Below are 19,226 nucleotides of genomic sequence, written 5' to 3'. Positions count from 1 at the left end.
TTTACAATCGCAAGAGAATTCATGGTTCTTTGGGTTACGTATCTCCTGATCGATTCGAGGAGATGTACTACAAAAACATTAGCTGAAATGCGTTAGCGAGTGTCCACTTTCTTGACAGAGGTCCACAGACGCCGTTACAGCAGGCAAAATGTCAAACCCGTCGCTGCAACGGTGCCAGACACCGCTACAGCAGGCAAAATGTCAAACCCGTCGCTGCAACGGTGCCAGACACCGTTAGAGCAGGCAAAATGTCAAACTCGTCGCCGCAACGGTGCCAGACACCGTTAGAGCAGGCAAAATGTCAAACTCGTCGCCGCAACGGTGCCAGACACCGTTAGATCAGGCAAAATGTCAAACTCGTCGCCGCAACGGCGTCAGACACCGTTACAGCCTTTGACGCAGCTACTCCGCGCCAATCGCCGCGAGCACCGCTTCCGCCAGCGGCTTCAGCGGGTTGCAGATGCTCGCGCCGAGATCCCGCTCGACCGCTTCGGCGGCTTCGACCATGGAGAGCTGGGCGACCGAGACGGGCTTGCCGGGATCCGAAGCGAGCAACTCCCGGATATACCGGGACACCTCGCGTTTGTACGTCTCGGCTTCACCGCGCATGATCAGCTGGAACGTATGCGGCACGACTAGAGCTTCGGCACGGATCGCGAGGCCCCGCGACTCGGCGTAAGCATGCAGCCGACGCATCGTGCCTTCGACGGTCGCCGGATTCGTGAACAGAATCGTCTGCGGGCCGTCAATCTCGCATGCCCGCGCGAAGAAAGGCTCGTCGAGATTGACGACAGGCACGCCGACGTCTAATCGCTCCCCGTCCAGCAGCGCGATGTAATTCGTGCACGTGATCAGGATGGCGTCGACGTTCGTCCGCGCGATCCATTCGACCTGCTCGCGCGCTCTGTCCTGCGCCTGCCGAAGATCGAAGCTCCGATCGCCGGACATTCTGGCGATCAATCCGGGGTCTACGAAGTGCGACAGCTCCAGACCGATCGCGCCGAGCGCGGTCTGGACGTACGGGATATTCGAGTGGTGCGCGTGCAAGCAGCCGATCTTCTTCGTCATGGGATGTCCCGCTTTCCGGAGGATCAGTATCCTCGCTCGTAGGGCTTGGCCACTTCCGTCTTGCCGTCCAGCTTGCGGAGCGCGTCTACCGCCCAGTACGGGTTGCGCAGCATGCCCCGTCCGACCGCCACGAGATCGGCGTCGCCGCCGCCGAGCACGCTCTCGGCCAGCAACGCGTCGTCGATCAGGCCGACGGTAATGACGGGGACGTCCAGCGCTTGCTTGAGCGCCCGCGCGAGCGGAACGTGGTAGCCGGGGAAGTTGCCCGGCTTGCGTCCCGCGGATACGCCGTCGCCGCCGCTCGAGACGTCGAACAGGTCGACGCCGGCATCGCGATACTTGCGGCACAGGTCGATCGCGTAGTCCAGATCGTAGCCGCCTTCCGCGTATTCGACGGCCGATACGCGCATGAGCAGCGGCATTTCCGGAGGAATAACCTTCTTGACCGCGCGAATGACTTCGACGCCGAACTTGGACAAGTCTTGGCCGAATTCGTCGTCGCGCTTGTTCGCGTTCGGAGAGTGGAACTGATGGATCAGGTACCCATGGGCGCCGTGCAGCTCGATCGTGTCGACGCCGGCTTCCACCGCCCGGCGGGCTCCTTCGGCGAACTTGCCGACGAGCTGCCACGCTTCCTCGGTCGTCAGCGCGCGCGGCTGCTTGTACGTCGCGTCGAACGCGACGTCGCCCGGTCCGACCGGCTTATCGGCATCTTGCGCCTTGCGTCCCGCGTGCGCGACTTGGATCGCAACCTTCGCCCCGTGCTTATGTAGTTGGTCGATCAGTCGGCGGAACGCGGGGACCTGCTCGTCCGACCATAGGCCGAGGTCGCGGTTCGTAATGCGGCCGTCCGGCTCGACGTCCGTCATTTCGATAATAATCAGTCCTGTGCCACCGATCGCTCTGGATGTATAGTGAACGAAATGCCAATCGTTCGGTATGCCGTCTTCCGCGTCGACGGAATATTGGCACATCGGGCTCATGACGACCCGGTTGCGCAACGTCAGCCCTTTCAACGCATAAGGCTTGCCCAGATAACTCATCGCTAGGAGAACCTCCTTCGGATCGATCCGATCTGTGGAATATATTGCACAGTCCCTAGTATAGCATGCGCCGGCGGAAGAGCGAAGCGGACTTAAGCCCGCATCGCTGCTACCTCCGGCGAGCGATGCGGGCTTCGGCCTTAGATGAGCAGCGTAATGACGAGCAGCTCGAACAAGACGAGCGTCGTGATCGCCGCGGGACCGAAGAACCGGCCTTCCGCCGTCGCCAGATGCAAATACGTATTGTCGTGGCCGACGACGACGCCTTCGTACGTGTGGCCGTCGATCGTCTGTACGCTCACTTTGCGGTTCATGACTTGAGCGCATACGCCGGCGAGCTTCTGGCGCGTTCTTTTCACGTGATCGCACCATTGGGCATCCGCGTTATAGACCTGTCCCTGCTGGCGAACCGAACCTGGTTGCATGGGCATTCCTCCTCGATTAATACAATCTTCGTCGGGCTCGAACTAACTCACCCTCGATTAATACAATCTTCGACGGGCTCGAACTAACTCACCCTCGTGGATTCGTGCTACATGCTATGCGAACGTCCCGGATTCGTGACTAACGTACGTGCGCCCGGGCCGATGGATGTTATGCACCCGCCGGGAGACAATGATATAATGTACGGGCAAGCTACATAGAGTGACGACCGACGCCCCGGAAAGCCGGGGAAAGATGTCGAGTCGCGAGAGAGGGAGGAAAATCATGGGGAAACTCGTGATTTGCGATCATCCGCTAATCCAACACAAAGTAACGTTCATCCGCGACAAAAATACGAATACGAAGCAATTCCGCGAGCTCGTCGACGAGGTGGCCATGCTGATGGCGTTCGAAGTGACCCGCGACGTGCCATTGACGACCGTCACCGTGCAGACGCCGGTCGCGCAAACCCAAGGCCAAGTCATCGCCGGCCGGATGATGGGCTTGATTCCGATTCTGCGCGCGGGGTTAGGCATGGTCGACGGCGTATTGAAGGTGATTCCGGCGGCGAAGGTCGGCCATATCGGCCTGTACCGGGACCATGAGACGCTGCAGCCGGTCGAATATTATTGCAGCTTGCCGTCCGACGTCTCCGAGCGCGAGCTCATCGTCATCGATCCGATGCTCGCTACCGGAGGCTCGGCCAACGCGGCGATCGAGATGCTGAAGAAGAAGGGCTGCCGTCCGACGAAGCTGATGTGCCTGATCGCGGCGCCGGAAGGCGTCAAGGCGGTGCAGGAACGGCATCCGGACATCGACATTTACTTGGCGGCGCTGGACGAGAAGCTGAACGAACACGGTTATATCGTACCGGGGCTGGGAGACGCCGGCGATAGGCTATACGGCACGAAGTAGCCGTAGGCAGGATAACCGCATAGAGAAGGGGAGACGATCGGACGTGAGCAACAAGATCAAAGTAATGACCATATTCGGCACCCGGCCGGAGGCGGTGAAGATGGCGCCGCTCGTGCTCGAGCTGCGGAAGCATCCCGAGCAAATCGAGTCCGTCGTGTGCGTCACCGCGCAGCATCGCCAATTGCTGGACCAGGTGCTGCAGTTTTTCAAGATCGAACCGGATTACGACTTGAACGTCATGCAGCAACGGCAGACGCTGACGGGGACGACGGTGCGCGTCCTGGAAGGCCTGGAGCCCGTGCTGCAGGAGTCCAAGCCCGATATCGTATTGGTGCACGGTGACACGCAGACTTGTTTCCTGGCGAGCTACGCCGCGTTCCTTCAGCAAATTCAGGTCGGACACGTCGAAGCCGGACTGCGCACGTGGAATAAGCTGAATCCTTACCCCGAAGAGATGAACCGCCAGCTCGCCGGCGTTCTGTCCGACGTGCACTTCGCTCCGACCGAACGGTCCGCTAACAACCTCCGGAAGGAGAACAAGCCGGAAGATCGCGTCTACGTGACGGGCAATACGGCGACGGACGTGTTCCAATACACGGTGGACGACGGATTCGCGCACCCGGTGCTCGACTGGGCGAAGGGAAAACGGATGATTCTGATGACGGCCCATCGGCGCGAATCGATCGGGGAGCCGCATCGGAACATTTTCCAAGCGGTGAAACGGATCGCCGACGAATTCGAGGACGTCGCGATCGTCTACGCGGTTCATCCGAATCCGGCCGTGCGCGAGCCGGCCGACGAGCTTCTCGGCAATCATCCGCGCATTAAGCTGATCGAACCGTTGGACGTGTTCGAGTTCCACAATTTCTACCCGCACGCATACATGATCATGACGGATTCCGGCGGCCTGCAGGAAGAAGCCCCGTCCTTCGGCGTTCCGACCCTCGTGCTGCGCGATACGACCGAGCGCCCCGAAGGCATCGATGCCGGCACGTTGGAGCTGGTCGGTACCGACGAAGCGGTCGTGTACGACCGCGCTCGCGCGTTGCTCAGCGATGCCGCATTGTACGAGCGGATGAGTCAAGCCGCGAATCCGTACGGCGACGGACAGGCGTCCAAGCGTATCGTGCAAGCGATTCTGCATCACTTCGGCAAGGGCGAGAAGCCCGAGCCGTTCCTTGCGTAGGCGAGCGACATCGCTTCGCTATAGAGAACCCGCACCCCTTGCGTTTACGCGGCGGCGCGGGTTCTTTTGCGTCGCCATAAGGCGACGAGGAGCAACGCCAGGGGCAAGAGCACGCCGAAGATCATTCGGAGGAACGGCCAAGTTTCGTCCAACTCGAACAGTTCTCCGGGAGTGTGCCATGCGTTGAAGGCAAACGGCATGACGAATAACGCGATCGGGATGAGAAGGAGGCGCGGATCTTTGACGGAGAACAGGTCGGCGATCCCCGTCGCGTTTACGTAGAACAACATCGATTGCCGGAAGAACATCATGATGAAGAACAGGAGGGAGAGGAGCGCCTCCAATCGCTGATAGAAGTCCCCGACGCTGATCATCTTCGCCATGAAGTAGGTCGGGAAGTTGAGTTGAGCGGTCAGCTCCGGACCGGCTCGCATTATCGTAAGCGTCGTCGCGAGCAAGAAGAAGGCGCCGCTGATCAGGGCGCTGATCCGCAGCGCTTTGCCGAACTGGGCGGGCTTCTCCATATTGGAGCTGATCATCCATGGAATGGAGGGCTCCATGTAAGGGAATCCGAACAGCAAGACGGAGGCGGCGATAATCGGTTTGACGCCGTATTCTCCTATAGGCAAAATTTGGCGCGGTTGAATAGAAGGAAGCTGCGACACCAGCAAGATCATCGTAAGCGTCACGACGATCGGGAATAAGACTTCCGCGGCGCGCCCCAATGTCCGGAGGCCGAGAAACGTGCCGAACATGACTACGGCAAGTCCAAGCAAGGCAATCGCTTCGATCGGCGTGCGGGTGAGAATGTCGTTGGACGTGAAGTCCAGCAGATCCCTTAAGTTTAAGACCGTGATCGGAAGCGGCCCGGTGAGCAGCAGGAAGGCGAGGACGATTTTGCCGAGCGGCTTGCCGAGCAACGCGGATAGAAATTCGCCGATGCCGGCTTTACCCGAAAGCTTGCCGAGCGGCGCGAAAATCAGGAGCACGAGAAAGTGCAGGCCAAGCGCGAGCAACACCGCGATCCAGGCATCTTGCTTCGCGAAGGCGGAAAGCGTGGCCGGAACGATCAAGATGGCGCTTCCCGTGTAGTAGAGGCTAAGCCAGAGCGTGGCTTGGCGCGTCGTGAGCGTTTGCGGCGGCTGCATAGGCGCCCCTCCTCGGCTAATTCAAGAAATTCGCAAAGGCATCGGCCATCGGCTTCAATAACCAAGTTGCCCATGCGCTGAGACTGGGGATCGGCAGATTCAGCGCATACCACGAATCCAGAGCCAGCGCGATGCCATAGGCGACGTACGTAGGGCCGGCGGGAAAACCGGTCTTCGATCGGCGACGGATCGCAAGCGTTATTGCGAGGGCTACAATGCCCGTGCACACGATAACGTAGCGCATGTGCGGTCACTCCTCATCCGGATTCGCGGGCAATATCGGATTGACGATTTCACCGATTTTACGAACGTTGTAGTCGACGATCAATTCGATCGGCATCTTGCTGAAACGTCGATTCCAGTCGTCTTTCCAGCTATGCCATTGTTTCGGGTATTTGCGGTGAAACGCGGCGCCGAAGCCGTAAATGTCGGAGCGGAATTTCCGCTGTACGCGACGGATGCCCCCGCCGATGATTTCATTGGTGGCTTTGCGTCCTTCGCTTTCGATACGCCTGTACGTATCGGCCTTCGTCAAGTCGAAGTCTTTGCAGTCGCACTCCGCGATGCTGACGTCGAAATACATGTTGATCTGCGCATAAGGTTCTCCGTCCCGGATCCGGGGGATGATACGGGAAGTGGCCTTGTTGATCACGACGGTCAGCTCGTCTTCGGATGACGGACAGCTTAAATGGGCGACGGTAGAGGACACTTTGTTCAGTAAATAGGCATAGGATTTGCTGTCTTGTTCGTTCAGCAAGCCGACCAGCTTATCGTCTTTGAACACGGCGATGCCTTCGTATTTGAACTCGCCGAGCGACCTTGGCTGCTTGACGTTATCCTGGCTCATGGCACCCTTCCGGTCGCCGATCATCGTAATGGCCGTCAGGGCGGGCTCCCAGCCATCGGTCGAGATTTGCTGCATGAGATCGAAGACGCTCGCCGACGTAGTCGGCGCCCACTCGGCCTCCGAGTTTTGCAACGACTTGTAGAAGTCTATCGCGGGCACGATCTCGAAAGGCGGCACCATGGATAGCATGTCCCGCGTCGTTACGTTATGGGCGACGACGACGTTGAAGTCCGGCCGCGTCTCCGGCATGCGGAAGAACAAGTCCCCGAACTTGCCGAAGCCTTCCCGCGCGGCGGCTTCGTTCAGGAACAGCATGCCGAGGTGCCCGTAGTACAACTGCCTCGGCGATTTGGTCGTGATTTTGCGAAGCGCTTCGTACACGGTCAGCGCCTTCTCGCTATAGATAAGGCCGGCTGCCCGGGTGCCCGGCGAAGGCCGGATCATCTGAGAAGGGTCGGCTACTTGGACGGTAACGCGGTACTCTTGTTCGATGCGGTCAACACCTATGGCGAGCACGATCGCGAGATCGTTCATCTCCTTGCGGTTCCAACAGCCGGATAGCGTGCAACTTGCCGTCACGAAGATAAGCGCCAATAGCCATTTGATTCCTCTCATCCGCTTTTCTCTCCGCCGGACGGTTTTCTTTTCCAGAGCGGATAGGGCAACCGGAACAGGGCATCCTTGTGCTCCCTAGGAAGAATGGGGGCGAAGGGGCGCAGATAGGGGAAGCCGAACGATTCGATGTTGCATAGCCAGAGCACGAGCGTGATCATGCCGAAGTATATGCCGTAAAAACCGAACGTGGCCGCGAGCGCCATGAAGAAGAAACGTTGTACGCGAACGACGAGAGTGAACGAATAAGAGGGTAGCACGAAGCTTGATATGGCGGTGATCGACACGATGATGACCATGGCGGCGGACACGATTCCGGCGTCGACGGCCGCTTGCCCGATGACGATCGTCCCGACGATCGAGACGGCTTGTCCGATCGCTCGAGGCATGCGAAGTCCGGCCTCGCGCAAAATCTCGAAAGTGACCTCCATCATCAACGCTTCGACGAAGGCGGGGAAGGGGATCCCTTCCCGTTGGGCGGCCAGGCTGAGCAACAGCTGCATCGGCAGCAAATCTTGATGGTACGTCGTCACCGCGATGTAGGTAGCAGGAGCGAACGTGGCGATCGTGAATGCGAGCATTCGCAGGGACCGGATAAGCACGGAGAAGTAAGAAGGCTGGTAATAGTCTTCCGCCGATTGAAAGAAGTCCGCGAGAAAAGCGGGTACGACTAGCACATAGGGGCTTCCGTCTACGATAACGGCGACGCGTCCTTCCAGAACCATGGCGGATACCGTGTCCGGCCGCTCCGTATTGTAAGCGATCGGGTAGACCGTTAATCTGTTTTGGAAAAACTCCTCGAAGTAATGCGCGTCGAACAGGCCGTCCAAGTCGAACTTATCCATCCGCTTTAGAACCTCGTCCACGAGCTTGCCGTCGGCGATCCCTTCAAGATACACGATGCAGACGTCCGTGCGCGAAACGCTCCCTTTGACGGACCGGACGACTCGAATGCGGCTGTCCTTGATTCGCCTGCGGATCAGCGTAACGTTCTTCTGCAGCGTCTCCGTGAACGCTTCCTGCGGGCCTCTGGTTACCGATTGGTTCTTGGCATCGGAGATGCCCCGGTCTTCGTATCCCGGCATGCAGATCGCCATGCCGTCCTTGTCGCCCTCGACGAACAAGAGAACGTCCCCGGACAGCAGCGCATGGAGCAGTCGCTCCCATTCCGTAAGCTTCGTCAGGAAACCGGCGTCCAACGTCGTCGTGCCGATCCATTCCAGCAACGAGACGGAGCCCGGCGGCGGGGAAGCGGGGTCATGGCGAAGCAAGGAAGGAATGACCGCTTGCTGAAGCGCGTTGACGTCGGACATCCCGTCCAGATAGACGAGAACGGCATCGGTCCCTCCGGGCTTCGTCCAAGGCAGCGTCAACGAGCGGAAGCGAAGGTCGCCGCTGTCGCCCATCGCTTCGCGGACATGGCGAATGTTGTCGTTCAGATGCTTGGACGGCATGAGGCAAGCTCCTTTCCTTCCCCTTAGACTGTCCAGGTCAGGGAATATCATCCACTTGCCTTGGACAAGCAGGGCGGCGCCGTACAGCATACAGTTGAACTGTATGGTTGGAAAGTCCCGGAAACGTTGATTTTACGGCATTTTGAACGCTTGCGTTCACATAAAGTTTGATTTTCGATCAATTGACAAACGTTAATACGCAAGGCTACAATATAACGTGAACATGGGGAGAAAGGGCTTACTTTGTAAGCTTGTGTAACTCCATTCGCATGCTCGAGGAGCGATAATCCATGTCAAATTCCCAGGACCGCCCTCCGTTGCCGCCGGACGACAATCCTTGGCGGGCGTTAGGCCTTGTAAGCGCCATCGGCGTCGATCTGGGCGTAACCTTATGGTTGGGTTTTTGGGTTGGCAGTAAGTACGATCAGCACCAAGGTACCGAGTACGGCTACCTTGTCGGATTGCTTGTTGGATTGGCTGTCGGCGTCGTCACGGTTGCTGGGCTAATTCGCAAGTTTACGGGGGCTGGACGGAAATGATGGATGAGTTACCGAAGCTGCTTCAAGGCGTCACGCGTTTCACGCTCTTTTTTTTGTCCTTAGGTTGCATCGCTTGGGCCGTATGGCCCGATGAAAAAGCCGTATTCGGCGGATTCATGGTCGGCGCGATCGGAAGTCTATTGGGATCGTGGCATCTCGCATGGAAGACGGTAAGGCTCGGAGACGTTATCGTCGGCGGGAAGAAGCCCCGCTCGGGCTTCGGCTTCCTTACTCGCGCTTGCATCGCGCTGCTTGCCGTGGTCGTATCGGATCGTTACTTGGGGTATAACCCGGCGGCTACCGTAGTTGGTTTATTTACGACGCCGTTGGCAACACTCCTACTGAGTTTACTGGCGAGTCGCCGCGCGCGGCGCGGCAATTCCGAATACGAAAGGGGTGAGAAGTAACTTAGATGGAACATCTTGCACCCATAATCAATCTCGGCGGATTTAGGCTGGATCTCTCGGCTGTGCTGATGATCGTGGTCAGCAGCCTTGCCGTGTTCATCCTCGCCAGGCTGGCCGTACGCAACTTATCCGTGGACAACCCGGGCAAGCTGCAGAACTTCCTGGAGTGGGTCGTCGAGTTCGTGCAGAGCATTATCGGCATGGCGACGAACTATAAGAAGGGCAAAGTATACTTAGGACTCGGCTTGACGCTGATCATGTACATCTTCATCAGCAACATGCTCGGCCTGCCTTTCAGCATTATTACGGAACCCGCGCATGGCGCGCACCACGGTTCGATCTTCGGATTCGACCTGCCATCGGCGGAAGAAGGCGAACACGCCGCTTACACCTGGTGGAAGTCTCCGACGGCCGATGCCTCGATGACGATGGCGCTCGCGCTGACGGTTATCGTGCTCGCCCACGTACAAGGGATCCGCAAGAACAGCAAGCATTATTGGAAGCACTACACGTCGCCGCATTGGGCATTCTTCCCGATTCACTTGATCGAACTGTTCGCGAAGCCGCTTACGCTGGGTCTCCGGCTATTCGGTAACATTTTCGCTGGCGAAGTCATGATCGGCGTAATCTTGGGCATGAGCTGGATCGGTATTCCGGCGATGCTCGTATGGCAAGGCTTCAGTATATTCGTCGGCGCGATCCAAGCGTTCGTGTTCACGATGCTGACGATGGTCTATATCGGCCAAGAGAGCATCCACGACGACGATCACTAACGCGTTTACAAGAGTCCAAAAACTAATAATCTAACATTTCAAGGAGGATTTTCAAATGATTTATGGTCTGTTGGCAGCTGCAATTGTATTCGGTCTGGGCGCGCTCGGCGCAGGTATCGGTAACGGTCTGATCTTCAGCAAAACGGTAGAAGGCATCTCCCGCCAGCCTGAGCTTCGCGGTACGCTTCAAACGACGGCATTCATCGGCGTAGGTCTGGTAGAAGCATTGCCGATCATCTCCCTCGTACTCGCGTTCATGTTCTACGGCGCTGCCGAGTAATTCGCATAACTGGAAACAAGGCGGGGAGTGCCTTTGCCTCCACGCCTTCCTTTTGGAACTACGAATGAATGCGACATAGTCGTGCGAAAGGAGTGAAGATCGGTGAATATCCTGTGGGAAAATTTCGTCATTCAGTTGGTTGCGTTCGCGGTTCTCTTCTTCTTGTTGCAGAAGTATGCGTTCAAGCCGCTGTTCGGCATTATGGAAAAGCGCCGCCAGATGGTGCTCGAGCAAATGGAAAGCGCTCAGAAGAACCGGTCTGAAGCGGATCAGTATATCGAAGAGCAGCGTCAAGCGCTGCAGCAAGCGCGCAAGGAAGCTTACGACATTATCGAACTCGCGAAATCGACCGGCTCCAAGCAAGCGGACGTTATCGTCCAATCCGCGCGCGACGAAGCTACCCGTCTTAAAGACGAAGCGGTTCGCGATATCGAGACCGAGAAGAACAAAGCGGTCGCGTCGCTTAGAGCAGAGGTTAGCGGTCTGTCCGTCAAGATCGCGTCCAAAATCATCGAGAAGCAAGTCGACGAGAACGCGCAAGCGGATATCGTCAACAAGTATCTCGACAACGTAGGGACCAAGTCATGAGCCGCGGCACGGTCGTAGCGAAACGCTACGCAAAAGCGTTGTTCCAGCTCGCGAACGAGAACGGTCTCGTCTCCGAAGTGGAAAGCAAGTTGAGCCTCGTCGTGAGCACCGTGGAGAACGACGCGACCATTCGCGCGTTCCTAAGCGCGCCTAACATCGCGCTGTCGGCGAAAGTCGCGGCGCTCAAGAGCGCATTCGACGACAAAGCTTCTTCGTTCGTCCTGAATACGGTCAGCCTGCTGATCGAACGCGGACGCGAAGGCGAGATCGCTTCCGTATTGGAAGCTTATCTTCAAGTCGCCGGTAACGTGCTCGGACGCGCGGACGCTATCGTGACCTCGTCCACGCCGTTGTCGGAAGTCGAGAAGAACAAGCTGGCGGTCAAGTTCGGCGCGCTGCTCGGCAAAACCGTGCGCGTGACGAACGCCGTCAACCCGGAGCTGCTCGGCGGCTTGACCGTCCGCATCGGCGACACGCTGTACGACGGAAGCCTGAAGGGCAAGCTCGATCGATTGGACAAAACGCTGCGCACTGCGGCGATCTAAGATTATATTCAGTAAGCTATGGAGACAGGGGTGAACGAATTTGAGTATTAGGCCCGAAGAGATCAGCACGCTGATCAAGAAGCAGATCGAACAATACGAATCCGATATTCAAGTCGTTGACGTAGGCACCGTCATCCAGATCGGTGACGGTATTGCCCGCGTACACGGCTTGGAAAAATGTATGGCCGGCGAATTGCTCGAATTCGAAGGCGGAGTCGTCGGCATGGCGCTCAACCTGGAAGAAGACAACGTCGGCGTCGTCATCATGGGTCCTTACAAAGGCATCCGCGAAGGCGACCAAGTCAAACGCACGGGACGCATCATGGAAGTTCCGGTCGGCGAAGCGCTGCTCGGCCGCGTCGTTAACGCGCTCGGCCACCCGGTAGACGGCAACGGTCCGGTCGCGACGACGGCATTCCGTCCGGTCGAATCCCCGGCACCAGGCGTTATGGCGCGTAAATCCGTTCATGAGCCGATGCAAACCGGCATCAAGGCAATCGACGCGATGATCCCGATCGGCCGCGGCCAACGCGAGCTCATCATCGGCGACCGCCAAACGGGTAAGACGCAAATCGCGATCGACACGATCGTGAACCAAAAAGGCAACGGCGTAATCTGTATCTACGTTGCGATCGGACAAAAACAATCGACCGTTCGCGGCGTTGTCGAAAACCTTCGCAAACAAGGCGCTTTGGAGTACACGATCGTCGTTACGGCGAGCGCGTCCGAACCGTCCCCGCTCTTGTACCTGGCTCCTTACACGGGCTGCGCGATGGGCGAATACTTCATGTACAACGGCAAGCACGTTCTGATCATCTATGACGACTTGTCCAAGCAAGCCGCGGCTTACCGCGAATTGTCCCTCTTGCTCCGTCGCCCTCCGGGCCGCGAAGCGTATCCAGGGGACGTCTTCTATCTACACTCCCGTCTGCTCGAGCGCGCGGCGAAGCTGAACGACGAACTGGGCGGCGGTTCCTTGACCGCGCTTCCGTTCATCGAGACGCAAGCGGGCGACGTATCGGCATACATTCCGACGAACGTAATCTCGATCACGGACGGCCAGATCTTCCTGGAGGCAGACTTGTTCTACTCCGGCCAACGTCCGGCGGTTAACGTCGGTATCTCCGTATCCCGCGTAGGCAGCTCGGCGCAAATCAAAGCGATGAAGAAGGTAGCCGGTACCCTTAAGACCGACCTTGCCCAATATCGCGAATTGGCTGCGTTCGCTCAGTTCGGATCGGACCTCGATAAAGTAACGAAGTCCCGTCTCGACCGCGGTATCCGCACGCTCGAAATTCTGAAGCAAGGCGTTAACCAACCGCTTCCGGTCGAACGCCAAGTCGTCTCCCTGTTCATCGTTACCCGTGGTCACACGGACGATATTCCGGTCGGAGACGTACGCCGCTTCGAATCCGAATTCTTGTCTTACCTGGATGCGAACCGTCCCGAGATCTTCGCGTCCATTCGCGATACGAAGGACCTGACCGCCGACAACGACAAAGCGCTCGTCGAAGCGATCGGCGTCTTCAAAAAAGGCTTCGCCACGAAGGCGTAAGCACGGACTTTCCGCTTGAATAAGCTGTCGCCGGGCTTGCTCGTCGAGCCCGGCCCGGCAATAAGGTGGTGAAACGAATGGCAAAAGGCATGCGCGAAATCAAACGCGAAATCAAGAGCAAGCAAAGCACGAAGCAGATCACGAAAGCGATGGAGATGGTCGCGGCATCCCGGCTCAGACGCGCGCAGAACGCCGCGCTCGCATCCCGTCCTTACGCCGACAAGCTGAAGGAAGTCGTGAACAGCATCGCTTCCGGCGGAGGCGCCGTGAAGCACCAAATGCTGCAGAAGCGTCCGATCAAACGGACGGCTTACGTCGTGATCACTTCGGACCGCGGTCTTGCGGGCGGTTTGAATACGAACTTGCTGCGTAAGCTGACGAACACGATCGGCGAGAAGCACAAGTCCAAGGACGAGTACACGATTCTCGTCATCGGCCGCAAAGGTCAAGCTTACTTGACTCGCAGAGGGTACCCGATCGGAGAAGTCGTAACGGGAATCTCGGATTCGCCGATGTTCTCCGACATCAAGCCGATCGCTTCCGCGGCGGTTCAAGGGTTCGAGGAAGGCAAATACGACGAAGTGTACTTGGTGTATAACCAATTCGTTAACGCGCTGACTCAAATTCCGACCGTCAAAACGCTTCTGCCGCTCGATCCGTCCCAGCTTAGCACCCCTAAGGGCGCTACGGCCGATTACGAATACGAGCCTTCGCCGGAAGAGGTTCTGAACGTATTGCTTCCGAAGTACGCGGAAACTTTGGTATTCAGCGGAATGCTGGAGAACAAAGCGAGCGAATTCGGTTCGCGGATGACCGCGATGGGCAACGCGACGAAGAACGCGACGAAGATGATCGCAGGATTGACTTTGACCTACAACCGCGCGCGTCAAGCGGCGATCACGCAAGAAATCGCGGAAATCGTCGGCGGAGCAAACGCACAACAATAATATTCAACGCTTTCGAAGCGGCATGACGCTTCTCAATACGTTTTTCTAGGAGGGACACGAATGAGCAAGGGACGCATCGTTCAGATTCTGGGTCCCGTCGTCGACATCGAGTTCGACCACGGTCAACTTCCGGACATTCTGAACGCGGTTAAAATTGAAGGTCAATCGGGAAGCAATACGTTGAGCTTAACGGTTGAAGTTGCTCAGCACTTGGGCGACAACCTCGTTCGCGCCGTCGCGATGTCCTCCACGGACGGTCTCGTTCGCGGAATGGACGCTATCGACTTGGGCGGACCGATCACGGTTCCGGTTGGACCCGCTACGCTTGGCCGCGTATTCAACGTACTGGGAGATCCGATCGACGGAGCAGCCGCTCCGGATCGCACGCTCGCGAATCCGATCCACCGCCAAGCTCCGACTTTCGAAGAGCTGTCGACTTCCACCGAAATGCTCGAGACGGGCATTAAAGTCGTCGACCTTCTCGCTCCTTACACCAAGGGCGGTAAAATCGGCCTCTTCGGCGGCGCGGGCGTAGGCAAGACGGTATTGATGCAAGAGCTGATCCACAACATCGCTTCCGAGCATGGCGGTATCTCCGTATTCGCCGGCGTAGGCGAGCGTACGCGCGAAGGTAACGACTTGTACCACGAGATGAGCGAGTCCGGCGTTATCGCGAAGCTCGCGATGGTATTCGGCCAGATGAACGAGCCTCCGGGCGCGCGTATGCGCGTTGCCTTGACGGGTCTGACGATGGCGGAATACTTCCGCGACGAAGAAGGCAAAGACGTTCTTCTGTTCGTCGACAACATCTTCCGCTTCACGCAAGCTGGTTCCGAAGTATCCGCATTGCTCGGCCGTATGCCGTCCGCGGTAGGTTACCAACCTACGCTCGCAACGGAAATGGGCCAATTGCAAGAGCGCATCACTTCGACCAAAAAAGGTTCGATCACTTCGATCCAAGCGATCTACGTTCCTGCCGATGACTATACGGACCCGGCTCCGGCAACGGCTTTCGCCCACTTGGACGCGACGACGAACTTGGAGCGTAACATCGCGGCGATGGGTATCTTCCCGGCCGTAGATCCGCTCGCTTCTTCTTCCCGTATCTTGGCTCCCGAAATCGTAGGCGAAGAGCATTACAACGTCGCTCAAGGCGTTAAGAAGCTTCTTCAACGCTACAAAGAGCTTCTCGATATCATCGCGATCCTCGGTATGGACGAGTTGTCCGAGGATGACAAGCTGATCGTTCTGCGCGCTCGCCGCGTGCAGTTGTTCCTCTCCCAGCCGCTTCACGTGGCCGAGGCGTTCAACGGCATCCCTGGCGTATACGCGCCGATCAAAGAAACGATCCGCAGCTTCAAGGAAATTCTCGAAGGCAAGCACGACGATCTTCCTGAACCTGCATTCCATAACGTCGGCATCATCGAAGAAGCCGTCGAGAAGGCGAAGAAACTCGCTGCCGCGGTTTAATCCGCCGCCGGTTAGGAGGGAATCGACATGAGTACGATGCGTCTGGAAATCGTCACGCCTGAGCGTAAAGTATACGAGCAAGACGTGAACATGGTCGTCGTCAAAGGCGTCGCGGGAGAGCTCGGCATCTTGCCGCACCATATTCCGCTCGTCACGCCTCTGAAGATCGCTCCGGTTAAAGTGAAGCAAGGGAATACCGATACGTACATCGCCGTACACGGGGGATTCATGGAAGTCCGCAAGGACAAAGTGGTCATTCTCGCGGAAGCGGCCGAGCTCGGCTCGGATATCGACGTATCGCGTGCCCGCCTCGCGAAGGAGCGCGCGGAGCGCCGTCTGGCGCAGAAGCAATCCGACCTGAACGCCGCAAGAGCGGAGCTTGCTCTGCAGCGCGCGATTAGCCGACTGGAAACGATCGGCGAGAAGTAGAATACGCGTGATCCCATCGCCCTTCGCCGGAATGATCCGGCGGGGGGCGATTTATTTTGCTTTGCCACGCACAGCTGAATAACCGTCGGTTCGGTATTCGATTCGTTATTCACAGGGGGATAACCGTCTGCCGAGCTAGCGAAATTCATAATGAATGCGGATTAATCCACAGGCATGTGAATAAAACGGTGGGAAATGAGGATAACTTTACCCCGAAAGGGGATAACCAGAGGGGGTTCGGGGATAAAAGAGGAATAAGTTGTGGATAACTTCGCCGGCGAAGCTTGATCGGTTTGGGATGAACGGCCTCGGGGTAAAGTAACGGATAGACCATTCCGGAGGCGATGTTATGAGCAAACCGAACAAGCTGCATCAAGCGATGAACGTGCAATTATCGAACTGGGTCGTCCTCTACGTCAAGCTGCATCATCGGCATTGGTACGTGACGGGCCCTCACTTCCCGGTATTGCACGCGAAATTCGAAGAACTATACGATCTGGCCGCGCTGAAGCTGGACGAGCTGGCGGAGCGGATCTTAACGATCGAGGGGAAGCCCGCGTCGACGATGAAGGAGTTCTTGTCGATCGCGACGCTGAAGGAAGCCGACAAGGGCGGCTCCGAGACCGATATGCTCGAGGCGACGGTAGAGGATCTCCGCGCGCTCGAGAAGGGCTTGGACGAGACGGCGAAGCTTGCGGAGGACGAGTACGAAGACACGGCGACCGCGGATCTGCTGATCGGACAGATCGGAGAGATACAGAAGCAGATCTGGCTGCTTAAGGCGACGCTCGGTTGAGCGCGCAAGAGCAAGGGAGAGGGGCTTATCGGCCCGCTCTCCCTTTTTTCGTTACGGCCTAACGGATTCGATCAACGCCAACGTCTCTCGAATGAGGCGCCGCTTCTCTTTAAGCAGTTCTAGCGTAGCTCTTATTTGATCGCGCCAGGAATCGTCCGAATCGAATGGCTCCCCGTCCTGCAACGCTGACTCCAACTCCTCGATCGCCGGAATATCCGCAAGTGCCCATTTTTTCCCTGACATATGGACTGCCCTCCTTCATACAATCGAATATTGTATTCTATGTCGCGCGAAGGCGAGCCGTAAGAGATAGATAGCCGGGGACAACCCCCTATTTTAAGCCGATATCGCTTCTTCGCATTAAGGAGGGGGGATTAATGAAACCGCTTTTATCATGGACTTGAATGGGAGCATTTGCTATAATTATGGGTGGATTTGCCTACATAGTCAGCCGTACAGCGCATCTACTTTATTGATCGCGGAGGCGATGATTTGGAGAAGTATATCAATTCTTACGTCATTGTTACCGTCTTCCTGGTCTTGGGTATCGCGTTCCCGATCATCGTTCTTTGGCTGGGCAAGCAACTGCGTCCGCACAAGCCGAACGCGGCCAAAGAAACGACGTACGAGAGCGGCAACGATCCGGTCGGAGACAGCCAGATCCGTTTCAACGTGCGTTATTACCTGTATGCGCTTATGTTCGTCGTATTCGATGTCGAAACCGTATTCCTCTATCCTTGGGCCGTTGCGTATAAGCAAATGGGCCTCTTTGCATTGGTCGAGATGATCATCTTCGCGGGGTTATTATGCATCGGGCTCGTATATGCCTGGAGGAAGAAGGTATTCAAATGGAACTCAATCTAGAGAACGTATCCCCGGAAGACCGCAAAGAGCTCGAACGCAACGTGTTCTTCGGCACGATCGAACAGATGAAGGGCTGGGCGCGGAGCAATTCGCTCTGGCCGCTCACGTTCGGACTGGCCTGCTGCGCGATCGAGATGATGGCATCCGGCGGCGCGCACTACGATCTCGACCGGTTCGGGGTCATCTTCCGGACGTCGCCGCGCCAGGCGGACGTCATGATCGTCTCCGGCACGGTGACGAAGAAGATGGGGCCGCTGCTCAAGAGGCTGTACGACCAGATGCCGGAGCCGAAGTGGGTCATCGCGATGGGCTCATGCGCGACCGCCGGAGGTCCGTACGTGAAGTCTTATTCGGTCGTGAAGGGCGTCGATCAGCTCGTGCCGGTAGACGTGTATATTCCGGGCTGCCCGCCGAACCCGGCGGCGCTCATCTACGGGATTAACAAGCTTCAGGAGAAAATCCGCTACGAGGCGAAGACCGGAAAGCGGGTGACCGACCGATGAGCGAGGACAACGAGAACAAGCCGAATCCGGAGCAGCCGGGGGAACCCGTCGCGGATCGGGCCGGAGAGCCCGCAGCGGCGGAAGCCGTTCCGGCAGGCGAGGGCGCGAATCCCGCGCCTGCCGCCGAGGGAGGCGACGCGCCGCGCAAGGAGACGGACGAGGAGAAGGCGGCCCGGCGCAAGGCGGCGTTCGAAGCGAAGCAAGCCGCCAAGGCCGCGGCCGCTCAGGCTGCGGCGGAAGCAGCCAAAGCCGCGCAACAGGCGAACGCGGCGCCCGCCGACGCGGCCGCGCCGCAAGCGCCTGCGGCCGAGGGTGCTGCTCCGGTAACGGAGGAGACGGCGCCGCCTCCGCAGTCCCCGAATCAACCGCGGTTGAACAGAGTCGTCGCGCTATTGCGCGAGCTCGTCGCGGAGGACGCCGTCGAAGAATCCTACATTAACGAGCCGAACGACCATCTGCCGACGCTCGTCGTGAAGAACGAACATTGGCTGCAAGCGGCGCGGTTATTCCGGAATCATACGGAGCTCTCCTGCAACTACTTGCGCAACGTGTCCGGCGTCGACTACGAGACGCACATGGAAGTGGTCTATTACCCGCTGAATATGAATTCGCGGGATTGCTATTGCATTAAAGTCCGCGCCGACCGGGAGAGCCCGTCGGTCGCATCGGTCACGCCCGTATGGGAGACCGCGAACTGGAACGAGCGAGAGATCTACGATCTGTTAGGCATCGATTTTCCAGGCCATCCGGACTTGCGGCGCATTATGATGCCGGACGACTGGGAAGGCCATCCGCTCCGCAAAGACTACGTCCCGCTCGATCCGGAGGTGTAAG

24 protein-coding genes are annotated in these 19,226 nt (G+C 57.8%); 16 read left to right on the top strand and 8 right to left on the bottom strand.

All coding sequences use genetic code 11. The features are described from left to right. Positions 1 to 402: 402 nt before the first annotated feature. The 3 genes from ACFQZG_RS19700 to ACFQZG_RS19690 all read right to left on the bottom strand — a co-directional run bounded on the left by ACFQZG_RS19700 (position 403) and on the right by ACFQZG_RS19690 (position 2,536). Positions 403 to 1,068 (bottom strand): hypothetical protein, encoded by a 666-nt coding sequence (locus ACFQZG_RS19700; protein WP_378155591.1) that lies wholly within the window; start codon positions 1,066 to 1,068, stop codon positions 403 to 405. A gap of 23 nt (positions 1,069 to 1,091) precedes the next feature. Next, positions 1,092 to 2,111, bottom strand: coding sequence for an NADH:flavin oxidoreductase/NADH oxidase (locus ACFQZG_RS19695; protein ID WP_378155590.1), 1,020 nt, complete (start codon positions 2,109 to 2,111; stop codon positions 1,092 to 1,094). A gap of 140 nt (positions 2,112 to 2,251) precedes the next feature. Next, entirely contained in the window at positions 2,252 to 2,536 is a 285-nt protein-coding gene (locus ACFQZG_RS19690) for an LSm family protein (RefSeq protein ID WP_378155588.1), read from the bottom strand. 283 nt (positions 2,537 to 2,819) lie between these two features. Here ACFQZG_RS19690 and upp point away from each other — a divergent pair, with 283 nt between their 5' ends. Together upp and wecB are read left to right on the top strand one after the other, a co-directional pair. Then, positions 2,820 to 3,449 carry a uracil phosphoribosyltransferase gene (gene upp / locus ACFQZG_RS19685; protein ID WP_378155586.1) on the top strand — a complete coding sequence of 210 codons (630 nt, stop codon included), beginning with the start codon at positions 2,820 to 2,822 and terminating at the stop codon, positions 3,447 to 3,449. A 64-nt stretch (positions 3,450 to 3,513) separates the two neighbouring features. Further along, positions 3,514 to 4,635: a non-hydrolyzing UDP-N-acetylglucosamine 2-epimerase gene (gene wecB, locus ACFQZG_RS19680; RefSeq protein WP_378155600.1), complete on the top strand. Its 1,122-nt coding sequence runs from the start codon at positions 3,514 to 3,516 to the stop codon at positions 4,633 to 4,635. A gap of 44 nt (positions 4,636 to 4,679) precedes the next feature. Here the strand turns inward: wecB and ACFQZG_RS19675 are convergent, their stop codons facing one another. The 4 genes from ACFQZG_RS19675 to ACFQZG_RS19660 are packed head-to-tail and all read right to left on the bottom strand — an operon-like array spanning position 4,680 to position 8,696. After that, entirely contained in the window at positions 4,680 to 5,783 is a 1,104-nt protein-coding gene (locus tag ACFQZG_RS19675; protein ID WP_378155584.1) for a GerAB/ArcD/ProY family transporter, read from the bottom strand. Between the two features lie 16 nt (positions 5,784 to 5,799). Then, a complete protein-coding gene (locus ACFQZG_RS19670) occupies positions 5,800 to 6,027 on the bottom strand; it encodes a hypothetical protein (protein ID WP_378155582.1) in 228 nt (75 codons plus the stop codon). Positions 6,028 to 6,033: 6 nt separating this feature from the next. Beyond that, on the bottom strand, positions 6,034 to 7,245 hold the full coding sequence (locus tag ACFQZG_RS19665; protein WP_378155580.1) for a Ger(x)C family spore germination protein: 1,212 nt from the start codon (positions 7,243 to 7,245) through the stop codon (positions 6,034 to 6,036). After that, a complete protein-coding gene (locus ACFQZG_RS19660; protein ID WP_378155578.1) occupies positions 7,242 to 8,696 on the bottom strand; it encodes a spore germination protein in 1,455 nt (484 codons plus the stop codon). Before ACFQZG_RS19660 ends, ACFQZG_RS19665 begins: the two co-directional genes overlap by 4 nt. Before the next feature lie 290 nt (positions 8,697 to 8,986). On the opposite strand from ACFQZG_RS19660, the gene ACFQZG_RS19655 reads away from it, so the two are divergent. The 11 genes from ACFQZG_RS19655 to ACFQZG_RS19605 all read left to right on the top strand — a co-directional run bounded on the left by ACFQZG_RS19655 (position 8,987) and on the right by ACFQZG_RS19605 (position 17,025). Next, positions 8,987 to 9,235 (top strand): AtpZ/AtpI family protein, encoded by a 249-nt coding sequence (locus tag ACFQZG_RS19655; protein ID WP_378155577.1) that lies wholly within the window; start codon positions 8,987 to 8,989, stop codon positions 9,233 to 9,235. Continuing rightward, positions 9,232 to 9,642 (top strand): ATP synthase subunit I, encoded by a 411-nt coding sequence (locus tag ACFQZG_RS19650; RefSeq protein ID WP_378155575.1) that lies wholly within the window; start codon positions 9,232 to 9,234, stop codon positions 9,640 to 9,642. The genes ACFQZG_RS19655 and ACFQZG_RS19650 overlap by 4 nt, the downstream gene beginning before the upstream one ends. A gap of 62 nt (positions 9,643 to 9,704) precedes the next feature. After that, complete coding sequence (atpB, locus tag ACFQZG_RS19645) at positions 9,705 to 10,415, top strand: F0F1 ATP synthase subunit A (RefSeq protein WP_378155573.1); 711 nt, start codon at positions 9,705 to 9,707, stop codon at positions 10,413 to 10,415. Between the two features lie 55 nt (positions 10,416 to 10,470). Continuing rightward, a complete protein-coding gene (gene atpE / locus ACFQZG_RS19640) occupies positions 10,471 to 10,695 on the top strand; it encodes a F0F1 ATP synthase subunit C (protein WP_378155572.1) in 225 nt (74 codons plus the stop codon). A gap of 102 nt (positions 10,696 to 10,797) precedes the next feature. Continuing rightward, entirely contained in the window at positions 10,798 to 11,283 is a 486-nt protein-coding gene (gene atpF, locus ACFQZG_RS19635; RefSeq protein ID WP_378155570.1) for a F0F1 ATP synthase subunit B, read from the top strand. Beyond that, a complete protein-coding gene (locus ACFQZG_RS19630) occupies positions 11,280 to 11,828 on the top strand; it encodes a F0F1 ATP synthase subunit delta (RefSeq protein WP_378155568.1) in 549 nt (182 codons plus the stop codon). The genes atpF and ACFQZG_RS19630 overlap by 4 nt, the downstream gene beginning before the upstream one ends. A 40-nt stretch (positions 11,829 to 11,868) precedes the next feature. Then, positions 11,869 to 13,383, top strand: coding sequence for a F0F1 ATP synthase subunit alpha (gene atpA / locus ACFQZG_RS19625; RefSeq protein ID WP_378155566.1), 1,515 nt, complete (start codon positions 11,869 to 11,871; stop codon positions 13,381 to 13,383). Between the two features lie 77 nt (positions 13,384 to 13,460). Then, positions 13,461 to 14,330 (top strand): ATP synthase F1 subunit gamma, encoded by an 870-nt coding sequence (gene atpG, locus ACFQZG_RS19620; protein ID WP_378155564.1) that lies wholly within the window; start codon positions 13,461 to 13,463, stop codon positions 14,328 to 14,330. Positions 14,331 to 14,390: 60 nt separating this feature from the next. Continuing rightward, complete coding sequence (gene atpD, locus ACFQZG_RS19615) at positions 14,391 to 15,800, top strand: F0F1 ATP synthase subunit beta (RefSeq protein WP_378155562.1); 1,410 nt, start codon at positions 14,391 to 14,393, stop codon at positions 15,798 to 15,800. A gap of 27 nt (positions 15,801 to 15,827) precedes the next feature. Beyond that, entirely contained in the window at positions 15,828 to 16,229 is a 402-nt protein-coding gene (locus ACFQZG_RS19610) for a F0F1 ATP synthase subunit epsilon (RefSeq protein WP_378155560.1), read from the top strand. A 349-nt stretch (positions 16,230 to 16,578) separates the two neighbouring features. Next, positions 16,579 to 17,025, top strand: coding sequence for a Dps family protein (locus tag ACFQZG_RS19605; RefSeq protein WP_378155558.1), 447 nt, complete (start codon positions 16,579 to 16,581; stop codon positions 17,023 to 17,025). Between the two features lie 51 nt (positions 17,026 to 17,076). On the opposite strand, the gene ACFQZG_RS19600 is transcribed toward ACFQZG_RS19605, so the two are convergent. Further along, the gene (locus ACFQZG_RS19600; protein ID WP_378155556.1) at positions 17,077 to 17,268 is read right to left on the bottom strand and encodes a hypothetical protein; all 192 of its coding nucleotides are present in this window, start codon (positions 17,266 to 17,268) and stop codon (positions 17,077 to 17,079) included. Between the two features lie 249 nt (positions 17,269 to 17,517). Here ACFQZG_RS19600 and ACFQZG_RS19595 point away from each other — a divergent pair, with 249 nt between their 5' ends. Genes ACFQZG_RS19595 through ACFQZG_RS19585 form a run of 3 tightly spaced genes read left to right on the top strand, consistent with a single transcriptional unit; the run spans position 17,518 to position 19,225 of the window. After that, positions 17,518 to 17,889: an NADH-quinone oxidoreductase subunit A gene (locus ACFQZG_RS19595; RefSeq protein ID WP_378155554.1), complete on the top strand. Its 372-nt coding sequence runs from the start codon at positions 17,518 to 17,520 to the stop codon at positions 17,887 to 17,889. Next, positions 17,874 to 18,392: a NuoB/complex I 20 kDa subunit family protein gene (locus tag ACFQZG_RS19590; protein WP_378155552.1), complete on the top strand. Its 519-nt coding sequence runs from the start codon at positions 17,874 to 17,876 to the stop codon at positions 18,390 to 18,392. Before ACFQZG_RS19595 ends, ACFQZG_RS19590 begins: the two co-directional genes overlap by 16 nt. Beyond that, the gene (locus tag ACFQZG_RS19585) at positions 18,389 to 19,225 is read left to right on the top strand and encodes an NADH-quinone oxidoreductase subunit C (protein WP_378155550.1); all 837 of its coding nucleotides are present in this window, start codon (positions 18,389 to 18,391) and stop codon (positions 19,223 to 19,225) included. Before ACFQZG_RS19590 ends, ACFQZG_RS19585 begins: the two co-directional genes overlap by 4 nt. The last annotated feature ends 1 nt before the right edge of the window (position 19,226 follow it).

The sequence above is a fragment of the Cohnella sp. GCM10027633 genome (assembly GCF_042675445.1).
GTDB lineage: Bacteria > Bacillota > Bacilli > Paenibacillales > Paenibacillaceae > Cohnella.
Note: the sequence above shows the minus strand (reverse complement) of the source record. Positions and strands in the feature narration are given on the sequence as shown.

Bases quoted from the DNA above. Each gene is read 5' to 3' on its own strand.
- ACFQZG_RS19655 (WP_378155577.1), top strand. From the start codon at position 8,987: ATGTCAAATTCCCAGGACCGCCCTCCGTTGCCGCCGGACGACAATCCT.
- ACFQZG_RS19675 (WP_378155584.1), bottom strand. From the start codon at position 5,783: ATGCAGCCGCCGCAAACGCTCACGACGCGCCAAGCCACGCTCTGGCTT.
- atpD (WP_378155562.1), top strand. From the start codon at position 14,391: ATGAGCAAGGGACGCATCGTTCAGATTCTGGGTCCCGTCGTCGACATC.
- wecB (WP_378155600.1), top strand. From the start codon at position 3,514: ATGACCATATTCGGCACCCGGCCGGAGGCGGTGAAGATGGCGCCGCTC.
- ACFQZG_RS19610 (WP_378155560.1), top strand. From the start codon at position 15,828: ATGAGTACGATGCGTCTGGAAATCGTCACGCCTGAGCGTAAAGTATAC.
- ACFQZG_RS19690 (WP_378155588.1), bottom strand. From the start codon at position 2,536: ATGCAACCAGGTTCGGTTCGCCAGCAGGGACAGGTCTATAACGCGGAT.
- ACFQZG_RS19630 (WP_378155568.1), top strand. From the start codon at position 11,280: ATGAGCCGCGGCACGGTCGTAGCGAAACGCTACGCAAAAGCGTTGTTC.
- ACFQZG_RS19600 (WP_378155556.1), bottom strand. From the start codon at position 17,268: ATGTCAGGGAAAAAATGGGCACTTGCGGATATTCCGGCGATCGAGGAG.
- atpG (WP_378155564.1), top strand. From the start codon at position 13,461: ATGGCAAAAGGCATGCGCGAAATCAAACGCGAAATCAAGAGCAAGCAA.
- ACFQZG_RS19590 (WP_378155552.1), top strand. From the start codon at position 17,874: ATGGAACTCAATCTAGAGAACGTATCCCCGGAAGACCGCAAAGAGCTC.
- ACFQZG_RS19605 (WP_378155558.1), top strand. From the start codon at position 16,579: ATGAGCAAACCGAACAAGCTGCATCAAGCGATGAACGTGCAATTATCG.
- ACFQZG_RS19695 (WP_378155590.1), bottom strand. From the start codon at position 2,111: ATGAGTTATCTGGGCAAGCCTTATGCGTTGAAAGGGCTGACGTTGCGC.
- ACFQZG_RS19665 (WP_378155580.1), bottom strand. From the start codon at position 7,245: ATGAGAGGAATCAAATGGCTATTGGCGCTTATCTTCGTGACGGCAAGT.
- ACFQZG_RS19585 (WP_378155550.1), top strand. From the start codon at position 18,389: ATGAGCGAGGACAACGAGAACAAGCCGAATCCGGAGCAGCCGGGGGAA.
- ACFQZG_RS19670 (WP_378155582.1), bottom strand. From the start codon at position 6,027: ATGCGCTACGTTATCGTGTGCACGGGCATTGTAGCCCTCGCAATAACG.
- ACFQZG_RS19700 (WP_378155591.1), bottom strand. From the start codon at position 1,068: ATGACGAAGAAGATCGGCTGCTTGCACGCGCACCACTCGAATATCCCG.
- ACFQZG_RS19650 (WP_378155575.1), top strand. From the start codon at position 9,232: ATGATGGATGAGTTACCGAAGCTGCTTCAAGGCGTCACGCGTTTCACG.
- ACFQZG_RS19660 (WP_378155578.1), bottom strand. From the start codon at position 8,696: ATGCCGTCCAAGCATCTGAACGACAACATTCGCCATGTCCGCGAAGCG.
- atpE (WP_378155572.1), top strand. From the start codon at position 10,471: ATGATTTATGGTCTGTTGGCAGCTGCAATTGTATTCGGTCTGGGCGCG.
- upp (WP_378155586.1), top strand. From the start codon at position 2,820: ATGGGGAAACTCGTGATTTGCGATCATCCGCTAATCCAACACAAAGTA.